The sequence below is a fragment of the Streptomyces sp. NPDC097981 genome (assembly GCF_040302565.1).
Taxonomy (GTDB): Bacteria; Actinomycetota; Actinomycetes; order Streptomycetales; family Streptomycetaceae; genus Streptomyces.
In genome coordinates this window covers 1-14,305 of sequence record NZ_JBEORW010000006.1, presented here as the reverse complement: position 1 = coordinate 14,305, position 14,305 = coordinate 1, and the positions used below count along the sequence as shown (strand labels likewise).

12 protein-coding genes and 1 pseudogene are annotated in these 14,305 nt (G+C 72.6%); 6 read left to right on the top strand and 7 right to left on the bottom strand.

Features of this window, described 5'->3' with window-relative positions; all coding sequences use genetic code 11:
- Nucleotides 1-27: 27 nt before the first annotated feature.
- The gene (locus ABTY04_RS07725; protein ID WP_352212433.1) at nucleotides 28-3,162 is read left to right on the top strand and encodes a sacsin N-terminal ATP-binding-like domain-containing protein; all 3,135 of its coding nucleotides are present in this window, start codon (nucleotides 28-30) and stop codon (nucleotides 3,160-3,162) included.
- Nucleotides 3,163-3,297: 135 nt separating this feature from the next.
- On the opposite strand, the gene ABTY04_RS07720 is transcribed toward ABTY04_RS07725, so the two are convergent.
- Nucleotides 3,298-5,757 (bottom strand): HAD-IC family P-type ATPase, encoded by a 2,460-nt coding sequence (locus tag ABTY04_RS07720; RefSeq protein ID WP_352212432.1) that lies wholly within the window; start codon nucleotides 5,755-5,757, stop codon nucleotides 3,298-3,300.
- A 173-nt stretch (nucleotides 5,758-5,930) separates the two neighbouring features.
- Nucleotides 5,931-6,218: a DUF2530 domain-containing protein gene (locus ABTY04_RS07715; protein WP_352212431.1), complete on the bottom strand. Its 288-nt coding sequence runs from the start codon at nucleotides 6,216-6,218 to the stop codon at nucleotides 5,931-5,933.
- 139 nt (nucleotides 6,219-6,357) lie between these two features.
- Here ABTY04_RS07715 and ABTY04_RS07710 point away from each other — a divergent pair, with 139 nt between their 5' ends.
- A complete protein-coding gene (locus ABTY04_RS07710; RefSeq protein ID WP_352212430.1) occupies nucleotides 6,358-7,812 on the top strand; it encodes an NCS2 family permease in 1,455 nt (484 codons plus the stop codon).
- Here the strand turns inward: ABTY04_RS07710 and ABTY04_RS07705 are convergent.
- Entirely contained in the window at nucleotides 7,805-7,987 is a 183-nt protein-coding gene (locus tag ABTY04_RS07705; RefSeq protein WP_352212429.1) for a ribbon-helix-helix protein, CopG family, read from the bottom strand. The two genes, ABTY04_RS07710 and ABTY04_RS07705, sit on opposite strands and share 8 nt — an antisense overlap.
- Before the next feature lie 117 nt (nucleotides 7,988-8,104).
- Between ABTY04_RS07705 and ABTY04_RS07700 the strand changes: the two genes are divergently transcribed.
- On the top strand, nucleotides 8,105-8,542 hold the full coding sequence (locus ABTY04_RS07700; RefSeq protein WP_352212428.1) for a MarR family winged helix-turn-helix transcriptional regulator: 438 nt from the start codon (nucleotides 8,105-8,107) through the stop codon (nucleotides 8,540-8,542).
- 26 nt (nucleotides 8,543-8,568) lie between these two features.
- Nucleotides 8,569-9,921 (top strand): MFS transporter, encoded by a 1,353-nt coding sequence (locus tag ABTY04_RS07695; protein ID WP_352212427.1) that lies wholly within the window; start codon nucleotides 8,569-8,571, stop codon nucleotides 9,919-9,921.
- A gap of 99 nt (nucleotides 9,922-10,020) precedes the next feature.
- Here ABTY04_RS07695 and ABTY04_RS07690 read toward each other — a convergent pair whose 3' ends face one another.
- Complete coding sequence (locus ABTY04_RS07690; protein WP_352212426.1) at nucleotides 10,021-11,076, bottom strand: PQQ-dependent sugar dehydrogenase family protein; 1,056 nt, start codon at nucleotides 11,074-11,076, stop codon at nucleotides 10,021-10,023.
- Between the two features lie 76 nt (nucleotides 11,077-11,152).
- Here ABTY04_RS07690 and ABTY04_RS07685 point away from each other — a divergent pair, with 76 nt between their 5' ends.
- Nucleotides 11,153-11,836, top strand: a complete 684-nt coding sequence (locus ABTY04_RS07685; protein WP_352212425.1) for a GDSL-type esterase/lipase family protein — start codon at nucleotides 11,153-11,155, stop codon at nucleotides 11,834-11,836.
- 107 nt (nucleotides 11,837-11,943) lie between these two features.
- Nucleotides 11,944-12,129 carry a hypothetical protein gene (locus tag ABTY04_RS41100; protein WP_502996574.1) on the top strand — a complete coding sequence of 62 codons (186 nt, stop codon included), beginning with the start codon at nucleotides 11,944-11,946 and terminating at the stop codon, nucleotides 12,127-12,129.
- A 51-nt stretch (nucleotides 12,130-12,180) separates the two neighbouring features.
- Here the strand turns inward: ABTY04_RS41100 and ABTY04_RS07675 are convergent, their stop codons facing one another.
- The 3 genes and pseudogenes from ABTY04_RS07675 to ABTY04_RS07665 form a co-directional block, all read right to left on the bottom strand.
- Complete coding sequence (locus tag ABTY04_RS07675) at nucleotides 12,181-13,167, bottom strand: aldo/keto reductase (protein WP_352212424.1); 987 nt, start codon at nucleotides 13,165-13,167, stop codon at nucleotides 12,181-12,183.
- 298 nt (nucleotides 13,168-13,465) lie between these two features.
- Nucleotides 13,466-14,020 (bottom strand): RNA 2',3'-cyclic phosphodiesterase, encoded by a 555-nt coding sequence (thpR, locus tag ABTY04_RS07670; protein WP_352212423.1) that lies wholly within the window; start codon nucleotides 14,018-14,020, stop codon nucleotides 13,466-13,468.
- A pseudogene (locus ABTY04_RS07665) lies at nucleotides 14,017-14,305 on the bottom strand (IS200/IS605 family accessory protein TnpB-related protein); the annotation flags it as partial. The pseudogene ABTY04_RS07665 and the gene thpR, both read right to left, overlap by 4 nt.

Below are 14,305 nucleotides of genomic sequence, written 5' to 3'. Positions count from 1 at the left end.
AATGCAGTACAGCTTGGAGGCAGCGGCGTGAGCGTGCGAGTGACGGCGGCCCAGGGCGGCGTGGACCCCTTCGGCACGGCCCGGCTGCGGCGCGGGGTGCTCGACGCCTGGGGCGCGGGCCCGGCCCGCTTCCGCGAGGACGCCAACGCCGAGGAGGACCTGGCTCTCGGCGGCTACCGCGACCGGCTCGTCGTCGAGCTGGCGCAGAACGCCGCCGACGCCGCAGCCCGGGCCCGGGTGCCCGGCCGGATGCGGCTCACCCTGCACCCCGGTGAAGGCGGGCACGCGGTGCTGGCCGTCGCCAACACCGGTGCCCCGCTGGACGCGACGGGCGTGGAGTCGCTCAGCACCCTGCGCGCCTCCGCGAAGCGGGAGTCCACCGGTTCGGGTGACACCGTGGGCCGCTTCGGTGTCGGCTTCGCGGCCGTCCTCGCGGTGTCCGACGAGCCCGCCGTGCTCGGCCGCCACGGCGGTGTCCGCTGGTCGCTGGCCGAGGCCCGTGAACTGGCCCGCGGCGCCGCCAACGGCAGTCCCGGCCTCGGCGACGAGCTGCGCCGCCGCGACGGGCACGTCCCGCTGCTGCGGCTGCCGCTGCCCGCCGAGGGCACCGCCCCCAACGGGTACGACACCGTGGTCGTCCTCCCGCTGCGCGACGCCGCCGCGGAGGCCTTGGTGCAGCGGCTGCTGGCCGGCATCGACGACGCGCTGCTGCTCACCCTGCCCGGGCTGCGGGAGATCGTCGTGGAGACCCCGGCCGAGGGCATCCGTACGCTGCTGCGCCGCACCGACGGCCCGTACACCGTCGTCGAGGACTCGGCCGGGGGCGCCGGCGGCGAGACCCGGCGCTGGCGCACCGTCCGCCACAGCGGCCCCATCGCGCCGGCGCTGCTCGCCGACCGGCCGGTGGAGGAGCGGCTGCGGCCGACCTGGACGGTGTCCTGGTCCGTGCCCGTGGACGCCGAAGGTGCTCCGCTGTACCCGGCCACGGCGCCCGTGGTGCACGCCCCGACCCCGACCGACGAGCCGCTGGGCATCCCCGCCCTGCTCATCGCGACGCTGCCGCTGGACACCGCCCGCCGGCACCCCGCGCCGGGCCCGCTGACCGACTTCCTGGTGGAGCGCGCCGCCGACGCGTACGCCGAACTGCTCGGCGGCTGGGAGCCGGTGGGCACCGGGCTGGTGGACCTCGTACCCGGTCCGCTCGGCAAGGGCGAGCTGGACGGGGCGCTGCGCGCCGCCGTGCTCGGGCGGCTGCCCCGGACCGCGTTCCTCGCCCCGGCGGCCCCCGGCGAGGACCCGCAGGAGCGGGCCGCCCTGCGCCCCTTCGAGGCCGAGGTGGTGGAGGGCGCGGGCGCCGACACCGTACGGGTCCTCGCCGAGGTCCTGCCGACCCTGCTCCCCGCCGGGCTGGAGCGCCGGCCCGAGCTGCGCACGCTGGGCGTGGGCCGGCTGCCGCTGGGCGACGCCATCGAGCGGATCGCGGGCATCGCGCGCACCCCGGAGTGGTGGCACCGGCTGTACGACACCCTGGCGGGGGTGGATCCGGACCGGCTCTCGGGCCTGCCGGTGCCGCTGGCCGACGGGCGGACCACGATCGGCCCGCGGCACGTGCTGCTGCCCGGCGCGGACACCCCGAAGGACTTGGCCCGGATGGGGCTGAAGGTGGCCCACCCGGACGCGGCGCACCCGCTGCTGGAGCGGCTGGGGGCGCTCCCGGCCACGCCCCGCGCGGTCCTGACGACCCCGCAGGTACGGGCCGCGGTGGCCGCCTCCCTCGACGCGGGGGAGGTCTGGGACGAGGACGCCCTCGATGCCGACGAGCTGGCCGAGGTGGTCCTCGGCCTGGTCCGCGACGCCGACCTGGGGCCGGGCGACGAGCCGTGGCTGGGCGCGCTGGCGCTCCCCGACGAGGACGGGGAGCTCACGCCCGCGGGCGAGCTGCTGCTGCCCGGCTCGCCGCTGGCCTCGGTGATCCGCGAGGACGAAGTCCCGTACGTGGACGGCGAACTGGCCGCCCGGTGGGGCGCCCAGCCGCTGACCGCCTGCGGGGTGCTGGCCACGTTCCAGCTGGTCCGCGCCACCGACTTGGTCCTCGACCCGGACGAACTGGAGCCGCGCGACGGGGACTTCGCCGAGCCCGACGACGCGGGCCTGCTGGACGCGGTCGACGTGTGGTGCGAGGACGTACTGGACCAGCTCCCGGACACCCCGCTGCCGCCGGTGGCGACCGAGCTGGTGGCCGTACGCGATCTCGACCTGGTCGACGACGACTGCTGGCCCCAGGCCCTGGCCATGCTCGCGCAGCCCCCGCTGCGCGACGCGCTGACGCAGCCCGTACGGGTCCTGCTGCCGGACGGCACCACGCAGTCGGTGCGCCCGTACACGGCCTGGTGGCTGCGCGACCACCCGGTGCTCGACGGCCGCCGCCCGGCGGGTCTGCGCGCGGCGGGCGGCGACCCGCTGCTGGAGGGCCTCTACACGTCGGCGGACGCCACGGGCTTCGAGGACGAGCAGGTCCTGCGGGCGCTGGGCGTCCGCACGACCGTGTCGGCCCTGCTGGACGAACCGGGCGGCGCCGCCGAGCTCCTGGGCCGGCTCGCCGACGGGGACCGCGAGGTGTCGGACCGCCGGCTGCACGCCCTGTACGGGGCCCTGGCCGATCTGGACCCCGAGCAGGTCACGCTCCCGGACGAGCTGCGCGCGGTGGTGGACGGCGAGGTCCGCGTGGTGGACGCGGCCGACGCGGTGATCGCGGACGCCCCGGACCTGCTGCCGCTGACAGAGGGCCTGCCGCTGCTGCCGGTGGCCCCGGCCCGCGCGGCGGACCTGGCGGAGCTGCTCCAGGTCCGCCGGCTGTCGGAGACGGTCCCGGCGGAGGTGAGCACCCCGGGCGAGGAGCACGAGGTCCCGGATTCGGTGCGGGTGCTGCTCGGCCCGGGCACCCCGCGGACGTACCTGGAGCACGAGGAGCTGGTGGCGGGCGGCGTGGAGCTGGACTGGCGCGTCACCGGGGACGGCGTCCTGCACGCCTCGACCCTGGAGGGCGTGGCGGCGGGCCTGGCCTGGTCGGCCGGTCAGTGGCCCCGCCGCTTCGAGGTGGCGGCCCTGCTGGAGGACCCCTCCCGTACGGCGGAGCTGGCCCGCGACCGCTGGTTCGACTGAAGCGGTCCTCCCCCGCCGGGTCCCGGGGACCCGGCGGGGGAGGACACTGCGTCCTGCCCGGCCGTCCTCAAGCACTTTCCGGCCGCCCCGCGGCGCAGTCGGGACGTCCCGGGACGCAGCGAAGCCCGTGCGGTGCTACGCCGGGAACTTCCGGTCGACCCAGCGGAAGGTGAACTCGATCAGGGCCGAGGCCGCCGCCGCGATGGCGACGGCCGTCCACGGCATCTCGGTGCCCACCAGCTTCAGCTCGAAGAAGTCCTGGAGCCACGGGACGATCAGGACGATCAGGAAGGCCCCGCCCATCGCGGCGACCAGGACCACCCGCCACCACGTGTACGGGCGGGCGATGATCGCCAGGACCCACATCGAGGTCAGGAACAGCGTCAGCGTCGCCGCGCTCGTCTCGGCCTCCAGGGCCTCCGGTCCGGTGTAGTGGTGGCGGGCGATCAGGTACGTCACGAAGGTGGCCACCGCCGCGATCGCGCCGCCCGGGATCGCGTACCGCATCACCCTCCGCACGAAGTGCGGCTTCGCGCGTTCCTTGTTCGGGGCCAGGGCCAGGAAGAAGGCCGGGATGCCGATGGTGAGGGTCGACAGCAGTGTCAGGTGGCGCGGCAGGAAGGGGTACTCCACCTGCGAGCAGACCACCAGGACGGCCAGCAGCACCGAGTAGACGGTCTTGGTCAGGAAGAGGGTGGCGACCCGGGTGATGTTGCCGATGACGCGGCGGCCCTCGGCGACCACCGAGGGGAGGGTGGCGAAGCTGTTGTTCAGGAGGACGATCTGGGCCACCGCCCTCGTCGCCTCCGAGCCCGAGCCCATGCTCACGCCGATGTCCGCGTCCTTGAGCGCGAGCACGTCGTTGACGCCGTCGCCCGTCATCGCGACGGTGTGGCCCGTGGACTGCAGTGCGCCGACCATGTCGCGCTTCTGCTGCGGGCTGACGCGCCCGAAGACGGCGTTCTCGTCGAGGGCCCTGGCCAGGTCGGCCTGCTCGGCCGGCAGCCTCCGCGCGTCGACCGTATTCTCGGCGCCCGGCAGGCCGAGCTTGGCGGCCACGGCGCCGACGGAGACCGCGTTGTCGCCGGAGATGACCTTCGCGTGCACCTTCTGGTCGTCGAAGTAGCGCAGGGTGTCGGCGGCTTCGGGGCGCAGCCTCTGTTCCAGGACGACCAGGGCGGTCGGCCTGGCCCCGGCCCCGACGGCCGGGTCGTCGAGCTCGCGCGCGGCCCTGGCGAGCAGCAGGACGCGCAGGCCCTGCTCGTTGAGGTCGTTGATCTCGTCGAGGGCCGGGTCGCCGGCCGGGAGGAGGACGTCGGGGGCGCCGAGCAGCCAGGTGCTGTTCTCGCCGTCGCCCTCGCTGAAGCTGGCGCCGCTGTACTTGCGGGCGGAGGAGAAGGGCAGGGACTCGGTGCAGCGCCACTCGGCGCTGTCCGGGTAGGCGTCGATGATCGCCTGGAGGCTGGCGTTGGGGCGCGGGTCGGACTCGCCGAGCGCGCCGAGCACCTTCTTGACGTACGCGGGCTCCGCGCCGCCGAGCTGGCGGAGCTCGGTGACGTCCATGCCGCCCTCGGTGAGGGTGCCGGTCTTGTCGAGGCAGACCACGTCGACGCGGGCGAGGCCCTCGATGGCCGGCAGTTCCTGGACGAGGCACTGCTTGCGGCCGAGCCGGATGACGCCGATCGCGAAGGCCACGGACGTCAGCAGGACCAGGCCCTCGGGGATCATCGGGACGATGCCGCCGACGGTGCGGGCGACGGCGTCCTTGAGGTTGTCGTCCTTGACGACGAGCTGGCTGATGATCAGGCCGATCGAGGTCGGGATCATCATCCAGGTGACGTACTTGAGGATGGTGGAGATGCCGGAGCGCAGCTCGGAGTGGACGAGCGTGAAGCGGGTGGCCTCTTCGGCCAGCTGGGCCGCGTAGGCCTCGCGGCCGACCTTGGTGGCGGTGAACGCGCCGCCGCCCGCGACCACGAAGGACCCGGACATGACCGGGTCGCCGGGCTTCTTCAGGACGGGGTCGGCCTCGCCGGTGAGCAGCGACTCGTCGATCTCCAGGCCGTCGGCCTCGCCGACGGACCCGTCGACGACCACTTTGTCTCCGGGGCCGAGTTCGATGACGTCGTCGAGGACGATCTCGGAGGTGGAGATCTCGGCGGTGCGGCCGTCGCGGCGGACGCTGGGTTTGGCCTCGCCGATGACGGCGAGGCTGTCCAGGGTCTTCTTGGCCCGCATTTCCTGGATGATGCCGATGCCGGTGTTCGCGAGGATCACGTAGCCGAAGAGGCTGTCCTGGAGCGGCGCGACGATCAGCATGACCACCCAGAGCACGCCGATGATGGCGTTGAAGCGGGTGAAGACGTTGGCGCGGACGATGTCGGCGGTGGAGCGCGAGGAGCGGACGGGCACGTCGTTGACGGCTCCGCGCGCCACGCGCTCGGCGACTTCGGCGGTGGTCAGGCCGCCGGACTTGAACCGGGGCGCGGGCGGCCGGACCGGGTGCACCGGGTCCAGCTCGGCTCCCGCGTCGATGGCGGTGCCGCTGCCCCCCTGCTCGGGGCCGTCTGGTTCGGTCTCTGACCGCTGCGTCATGCTTTCGACGGTAAAGGGGGTTCCATGCCTTCACCCGCCGAGCGGTCCGAAGATCCGGCTTCGGGATGAGGGGAATGGTCCGCTGGCAGGCCCTGCCCGGCGCTCCGGCCGACCGTGATGACGACGCGGCGGCGCGGCCGCCGTGGTGGACCCGTTCGGGGTGGTGCCCGCCGTCAGCCGGTGTGCGGCGCCGGGCCCGCGGCCGCCGCGTCCCGTTCGGCGGCATGCCGCTTGAGCGCCGCGTCGCGGCCCCGTACGTACCAGATGCCGATCAGTCCGAGGAAGCCTCCGGCCGCGCAGCACCAGACCCACCAGAGCAGGTCCCGGTCGGCGAACCAGCCGTAGAAGGGGAGCTGGACGAGGAACATCGCGAACCAGAGGATCGTGCCGCCGGTGACGGTCGCGACGACCGGGCCCTCAAGGGGTTCGGGCGCCTCGTGCTTCGCAGTCCATTTCGCCATGCCTTCAAGTCTAGGTGCGCCGAAACAGGGTCTACGCGCGGAGATGGACGGGCTTTCGTTCATGTGTTCATACTGAAACGGTGTGGGCTTGGCCCATTTTCATCGTATGAATCACCCAATGCCCCGCAATGAGGACCGTATGACCACGTCGGCCCCCGCGCCTGCGCCCACCCTCCCGGAGCCCGCCCCGCGGCGCACGTCCGGCCTGGACCGCCACTTCAAGATCTCCGAGCGCGGTTCCACCGTCGGCCGCGAGGTCCGCGGCGGGTTCGCCACCTTCTTCGCGATGGCCTACATCATCGTGCTGAACCCGATCATCCTGGGCAGCGCGAAGGACATGTACGGGCACCAGCTCGACAGCGGCCAGCTCGTCACCGCCACCGTCCTGACGGCGGCGTTCACCACGCTCCTCATGGGCGTCATCGGCAACGTCCCGATCGCGCTCGCCGCCGGCCTCGGCGTCAACACCGTCGTCGCCCTCCAGCTCGCCCCGCGCATGAGCTGGCCCGACGCCATGGGCATGGTGGTACTGGCGGGCTTCATCGTGATGCTGCTGGTCGCGACCGGCCTGCGCGAGCGGGTCATGAACGCCGTCCCGCTCGGCCTGCGCAAGGGCATCGCGATCGGCATCGGCCTGTTCATCATGCTGATCGGCCTGGTCGACTCGGGCTTCGTCACCCGCATCCCGGACGCCGCGCACACCACCGTGCCGCTCCAGCTCGGCACGGGCGGCCACCTGCACGGCTGGCCGGTGCTGATCTTCATCGCCGGCGTGCTGCTGACCCTCGCCCTGCTGATCCGCAAGACGCCCGGCGCGATCCTGATCTCCATCGTGGTCATGACCGTCGTCGCCGTGGCCGTACAGCTGATCGCCGGACTGCCCGCCTCGGGCTGGGGCCTCACCGTCCCCGAGTGGCCGGGCAATCCGGTGGCCGCGCCCGACTTCGGGCTCGTGGGCCAGGTCAGCCTGTTCGGCGGCTTCGGCAAGGTCGGCCTGCTGACCGGCATCCTCTTCGTCTTCACCGTGCTGCTGTCCTGCTTCTTCGACGCGATGGGCACGATCCTCGGCGTCGGCGACGAGGCCAAGCTGATCGACAAGGACGGCAACTTCCCCGGCATCAACAAGGTGCTGCTCATCGACGGCCTGGCCGTCGCGTCCGGCGGCGCCACCTCGTCCTCGGCGACCACCTGCTTCGTGGAGTCCACGGCCGGCGTCGGCGAAGGCGCCCGTACCGGCCTGGCGAACGTCGTGACCGGCGGCCTCTTCGCAGTGGCGCTGTTCCTCACCCCGCTCGCCACCATGGTCCCGTCCCAGGCGGCCACCCCCGCGCTCGTGGCGGTCGGCTTCCTGATCCTGGCGGGCTCGGTCAAGGACATCGACTGGAGCGACTTCACCATCGCCGTCCCGGCCTTCCTGGCCATGGTGATGATGCCCTTCACGTACTCGATCACCAACGGCATCGGCTTCGGCTTCATCAGCTTCTGCGTGCTGCGGCTGGCGACCGGCCGGGGCCGCGAGGTCCCGGCTGCCATGTACGTCGTGTCGGCGGTGTTCGTCTTCTACTACGCGATGCCGGCCCTCGGCCTCACGTAAGCCCGTAGAACTTCTCCGTCTCGTCGACGGCCGACTTGAAGCGCTCGTCGAAGTCATCGCGAATGAGCGTCCGGACGACATAGTCCTGGACGCTCATTCCGCGTTTTGCGGCATGCATCCGGAGGCGGTCGAGCAGCTCCCCGTCTATGCGCATGCTCAGCACGTGTGTCCCCATGGCGAAAGGTTCGGCCCACAGGCTGTGGACGCGTGTCACTTTCCGCCACCCACTCACCCGTATGAGTGACTCGGTTAATGGCGTTCTTTAGAGAGAGTAATGAGTTATCCTAAGGACATGCTCGACCTTACCCATGGCGACGACGCTGCCGCCGTGAACGACCTCCGCTCCGCCGTCATGCGGCTGGGCCGGCGCCTCAAGCACCAGCGCGTCGACGAATCGCTGAGCCCGACCGAGATGTCGGTCCTCGGCACCCTCGCCCGGTGCGGCCAGGCCACCCCCGGTGAGCTGGCCCGGCGCGAGCACGTCCAGCCGCCGTCGATGACCCGCATCGTGGCGCTGCTGGAGGCCAAGGGACTGGTCAGGCTGCAGCCGCACCCGGACGACCGCCGCCAGAAGGTGGTCACCCAGACGGAGGAGGCCGAAGCGATGCTCGAAGAGAGCCGTCGCAAGCGGAACGCCTTCCTGGCCCGGCTCGCGGCCGAGCTCACCGAGGACGAATGGGCCAAGCTGCGCGAGGCCGCGCCCGTCCTGGAGAAGCTCGCGCACCTGTAGGAGACGACGCCAGGAGGCGAACGCTTTTGAGTACGGGAAACGGAGCAGACTCCGCACCCGGCCATACATCCACCACTACCACCACGCGCACCACGCGCTCCGCGGGCAGACATTCCATGTTCAGCTCGCTGAAGATCCGGAACTACCGGCTCTTCGCCACGGGACAGGCCGTGTCCAACACCGGCACCTGGATGCAGCGCATCGCCCAGGACTGGCTGGTCCTGTCCCTGACCGGCTCGGCTTCCGCCGTCGGCATCACGATCGCGCTGCAGTTCCTGCCGATGATGGTGTTCGGCCTCTACGGAGGCGTACTCGCCGACCGGCTGCCCAAGCGGCCGCTGCTGATCGCCACGCAGACCCTGATGGGCCTGACCGGCGTCGCCCTGGCCGCGCTCACCCTGGCCGGACACGTCCAGGTCTGGCACGTGTACCTCGCGGCGTTCCTGATCGGCCTCGTCACCGTCGTGGACAACCCCGCCCGGCAGACGTTCGTCTCCGAGATGGTCGGCCCCGACCAGGTAGCCAACGCCGTCAGCCTGAACTCGGCGAACTTCCAGTCCGCGCGGCTGGTCGGCCCGGCGCTCGCCGGTGTGCTGATCACCGCCTTCGGCTCGGGCTGGGCCTTCCTGCTGAACGGGCTGTCCTTCGCCGCGCCCGTCGCCGGCCTGCTGCTGATGCGGGCGCGCGAACTGCACCCGGTCCGGCCGCAGCCGCGGGCCAAGGGCCAGCTGCGGGAAGGGCTGCGCTACGTCGCCGGCCGCCCGGAGCTGATCTGGCCGATCGTGCTGGTGGGCTTCATCGGCACCTTCGGGTTCAACTTCCCGATCTGGCTGTCGGCGTTCGTCAGCGACGTGTTCCACGGGGACGCGGGCACGTACGGCCTCTTCAACACGCTGATCGCCCTGGGCTCCCTGGCGGGTGCACTGCTGGCGGCCCGGCGCGGCCACTCGCGGCTGCGGCTGCTGGTCGCGGCAGCGGTCCTGTTCTCCGCCCTGGAGGTCGCGACGGCCTTCGCGCCGGGGTTCTGGCTGTTCGCCGCACTGCTCGTGCCCATCGGGATGTTCGGGCTGACGGTCAACGTCACCGCCAACGCGAGCGTGCAGATGGCCACCGACCCCGAGATGCGGGGACGGGTGATGGCCCTGTTCATGATGGTGTTCACCGGCGGCACCCCGATCGGTGCGCCGGTCGTCGGCTGGGTGACGGACACGTACGGGGCCCGGATCGGCATGGCCGCGGGCGGCCTCGTCTCGCTGGCCGCCGCCGCGACGATCGCGGTGATCCTGTCGCGGGTGGGCAACCTGCGCCTGAGCGTGAGCCGCCACGGGGTCACGTTCGTCCCGTCGCCGCGCCCCCGCGAGCTGGTCGCGGCGGCGTGACCGGGCACGAATCCAGCCCCGCCGGCGTTTGAGGCGCGGGGGCCCGGGGGCAGAGCCCCCGGCAGCGGCGCCGCACCCGGACTCAGCGGACCACCCCGGTCAGGAGTCTCCGCGGGGCCGGCGGCGCAGGAGCCGCTTGGCGCCGTAGACCAGGGCCGCGCCCACGGCCAGGACGGCCGCGCCCTTCGTGAAGCCGCCCCCGCCCTGCTCGCCCGCAGGGCCGGGGGCGCCGGAGGCCGGAGTCGCGCCCGGTTTCCCCGGGGACGGGGCCGCCGAGCTGCCGGACGCCGGTTTCACCGGCACGGCCACCACCCGGCTCGACTCCCCCTCCGACCCGAACAGCAGCGTCGACCCGTCCGCCGAGTACGTCACCGACTCCGCCTGTCCCTGCCAGGGCGCGTCCACCCGCTCGCCCTCGCCCTCGGGCCGCCCGTCCTTCCACGGGTACGTCCGCGCGAAGAAGTAGCCGCGCAGCGTGAGGCGGCCGCCGTCCGGCGAGAACGCCCCGTCCGTGACCCACGGCAGGTCCGCCACCCGCCGGAACACGTTCGTCCCCGACGCCGACAGCTGCTCCGGCCCTTCGTACAGCCCGCCCTTGTCCTCGCTCTTGCTCGCGATGTACACCCGGCCCGTCACCGGATGCACCATCAGCGCCTCGGCATTGCGCGCCCCGTCCGCGTACCGCACCGTGAACTGCTCGGCCTTGACCGTGACATCGGCCAGCTCCTTCGGCTCCGGGAAACGGTAGATCCAGACGTGGTCCCAGCTCCCGTTCAGGTTGTCGCCGATGTCCCCGACGTACAGCTGCCCGTCCGGGCCCAGTGAGATCGCCTCGACGTCGCGCGGGGTCCCGATCCCCGCCAGCGTCACGCGGGCCACCGTCTTGCCCGTCGCCGAGTCCACCGCGTACACGTACGGGCCGTCGTCGCTGTCGTTGTGCGTCCAGTAAACGCCCGGGTGGATCCGGCTCGCCGCCAGCCCGCTCGACTCCTTGATCCGCGGATCGGTGATGGTGAAGCCCTGTGCACCGGCGGACGCGGACGCGGCGACGGCGGCGGGGACGGCGGCCGCGGCGGCGGATGTCCCGGCGGCCGCGGCCGCCGAACCCGGCAGCACGACAAGGGCAATGACGGCGGTCAACGGCAACAGGCGCATGCACCAAGCCTGCCAGGGCGCCCCGCGTGTCCGGCATCACAGGGGCTCCCGGCGCGTGATCCGCGATGATGACCGGATGCGTTTCATGTTCGTCGGCGACTCCATGACCATCGGACGCGCCGGCGACTACACCTGGCGCTACCGGATGTGGCAGCACCTCGAAGCCACCTTCGACGGTCCGTACCGGATCGTCGGTCCGCGCTGCGAGCTCTTCGACACCTCCGCGAACGAGCCGGTCAGCCACGCCTACGCCGACCCCGGCTTCCCGGAGCACGCCCGCCGCCACCTCGCGGGCTGGGGCGAGGGCTGGCAGCACATGGCCCCGCTCATCGGATCCGCCGTGCGCTCCGGGCAGGCCGACGTGCTGCTCGTCTCCCTCGGGCTGATAGACCTCGGCTTCTACACCGCCGCCGACGAGACCGCGGCCAACGCCCGCCGCTTCATCGCGGAGGCCCGCGCCGCCCGGCCCGGCATCCGGATGATCCTGCTCCCGGTCATCCCGAACGTCCGCGCCGACTCCGACGCGCCCTTCGCGGCCGAGGTCGCCCGGTTCAACGAGCTCCTCGCCAAGGCCGTCGCCGACCTGTCGACCGAGGCCTCACCGATCCTGCTGGCCGCGCGCCCCGACGCGTACGAGATCCAGCACGACACCTACGACGGCACCCACCCCAACGCCTCCGGCGAGCACCGCCTGGCCGGGGAGTTCGCGGCGGTACTGCACCAGGCATGGGGCATCGGCGGCCCCTACCAGACGCCCTGACACCCCGTAGGGCCGCGCCCGGCGTTTCCGCCGTGTCCGGGCCCCCGTGCGTATCGTTGTACTACGCGGCTGCCCGCGACTGCGCGGCAGCGGCGAGGAGCGCCACGGTGACCGTCGTAGAGACCGACAGGATCGAGATGGCCGACATCAGCAGCGAGCAGGCCTTGGACGAGATGTTCGAGGCGCTTGAGCCCGTCCCCGAGGGATTGAAGGTCGCCTTCGGGGACGAGATCGACCTCACGGACACGGTGGTGGGCCTCACCCTCGACACCTCCGAGTTCCCGGGCGACTGATCCGCGCCCCGCGCCGGGGCGCGGACCGGTCGCAGCGTCATCCCGTCCGGGTCACCAGGCGAACGCCTCGGGCGAGGGCCCCGGACCGGGGAAGATCTCGTCCAGGCCGGCCAGCACCTCCGGCGACAGCTCCAACTCCAGCGCGCGCAGCGCGCTCTCCAGCTGCTCGACCGTACGGGGACCCACGATCGGCCCCGTCACCCCGGGCCGGGTCAGCAGCCACGCCAGCGCCGCCTCGCCGGGCTCCAGACCGTGCTTGTCGAGGAGGTCCTCGTACGCCTGCACCTGCGCCCGCACGGAGGTGTTGGCCAGCGCGTCCGCGGACCGCCCGGAGGCGCGGCGGCCGCCCTCGGCCTCCTTCTTGATGACGCCGCCCAGCAGCCCGCCGTGCAGCGGGGACCACGCGACCACCCCGAGCCCGTACTCCTGCGCGGCCGGGACGACCTCCATCTCGGCGCGCCGCTCGGCGAGGTTGTACAGGCACTGCTCGCTGACCAGCCCGACCGAGCCGCGCCGGGCGGCCGTCTCGTTGGCCTGGGCGATCTTGTACCCGGGGAAGTTCGACGACCCCGCGTACAGCACCTTGCCCTGCTGGATCAGCACGTCGACGGCCTGCCAGATCTCCTCGAAGGGGGTCCGGCGGTCGACGTGGTGGAACTGGTAGAGGTCGATGTAGTCCGTCCGGAGTCGCCTGAGGCTGTCCTCGACGGCCCGGCGGATGTTCAGCGCCGAGAGCCGGTCGTGGTTGGGCCACGGGTCACCGCCGGCCATGTTCCCGTACACCTTGGTGGCGAGCACGGTCTTGTCCCGCCGGCCGCCGCCCTGGGCGAACCAGGTGCCGATGATCTCCTCGGTGCGGCCCTTGTTGTCGCCCCACCCGTAGACGTTGGCGGTGTCCACGAAGTTCAGGCCCGCGGCGAGCGCGGAGTCCAGGATGGAGTGGCTGGTGGGTTCGTCTGTCTGCGGACCGAAGTTCATCGTGCCGAGTACAAGTCGGCTGACCTTGAGTCCGGTGCGTCCGAGCTGTGTGTACTTCATGAGCCTCAAGCCAACCGCCTGGAGTCCACTCCAGGCAAGGGCCCGCGCAGGGCCACGCGCTCATGCGACAACGCGCACGGTCGCGATGGTGCACGGACGACTGGCCGCAGCCGTCCGTACGGTCGTGGTGACCGGCCCTGACCGGGGGCCGGGCTACTGGCCTACGGCGGCTGCCACGGCTACCACTACGAACATCAGTACGAGTACACCGGCCATCACACGGTTACGGGTCTTGGGATCCACCTGTCGAGCGTAACGCGACCGCCGCGGCCCCCCGTACCGAGGGGCGGGCGCGGGGTCAGCCGCCGCCCAGGGGCCAGGCCCCGACGACCTCGTAGCGGGGCTGCTCCCCGGGTGCTCCGCCGGTCGGGAGGTTGCTGCGGACCAGACTGAGCTCCCCGACCTGCCAGGGCGTGCCCTCGAAGCCCGCGAGGGCTTCGAGGTACGGGTGCAGGTCGGTGCCTCCGTGGCTGCGGGCCAGGGTCAGGTGGGCGGAGTACCGGCGGTGCTGTTCCATCGGGACCCCGGCCCGGCGGGCGGCGGCGTCCGCGCGCTCGGCGAGCATCCGCATCTGGTCGATCCCGCCGGCGGCGCCGACCCACAGGGCGCGGTCGCCGTAGTGCCCGCAGCCGTGGAGGCGCAGGGCGAAGGGGTCCGTGCGGTGGGCGGCGCGGGCCAGGCGGGCGTGCAGGTCCGGCAGGACGGGGTCGCGGACCTCGCCCATGAAGGCGAGCGTGAAGTGCCAGCCCGCTTCCGCGGTCCAGCGCAGCCGGTCGTCCCGGACGGCCCGCACGGCCCGGCGCAGCTCGTCGACGGCCCCCTGGGGCGGAATCACCGCGGCAAACAGCCTCATGGGCCGGAGCCTAACCGTTCCTCATCAGTGAGCAGGAGTGGGTCTTGGACCCATTCCTGGTTACTGCGGGCATCCCGAACGGTTTTGGATGTCCTGGTCGCCCGCGTTCGCTCCGCGTCCGGTGACACGCATCGTGTGCGTGGTCCGGGGATGCGGGGGCGGGGTTCCTCACGCCCGGGGGTGCCCGGTGGGGCCTGGATGGTCCGATGCCCACGACGATCGCTCCGGTCGTCGTGGGGCGGTGCCGTCCGTCGCCGGATCGGGTGCCCTTGGGCGCGCCTGCCG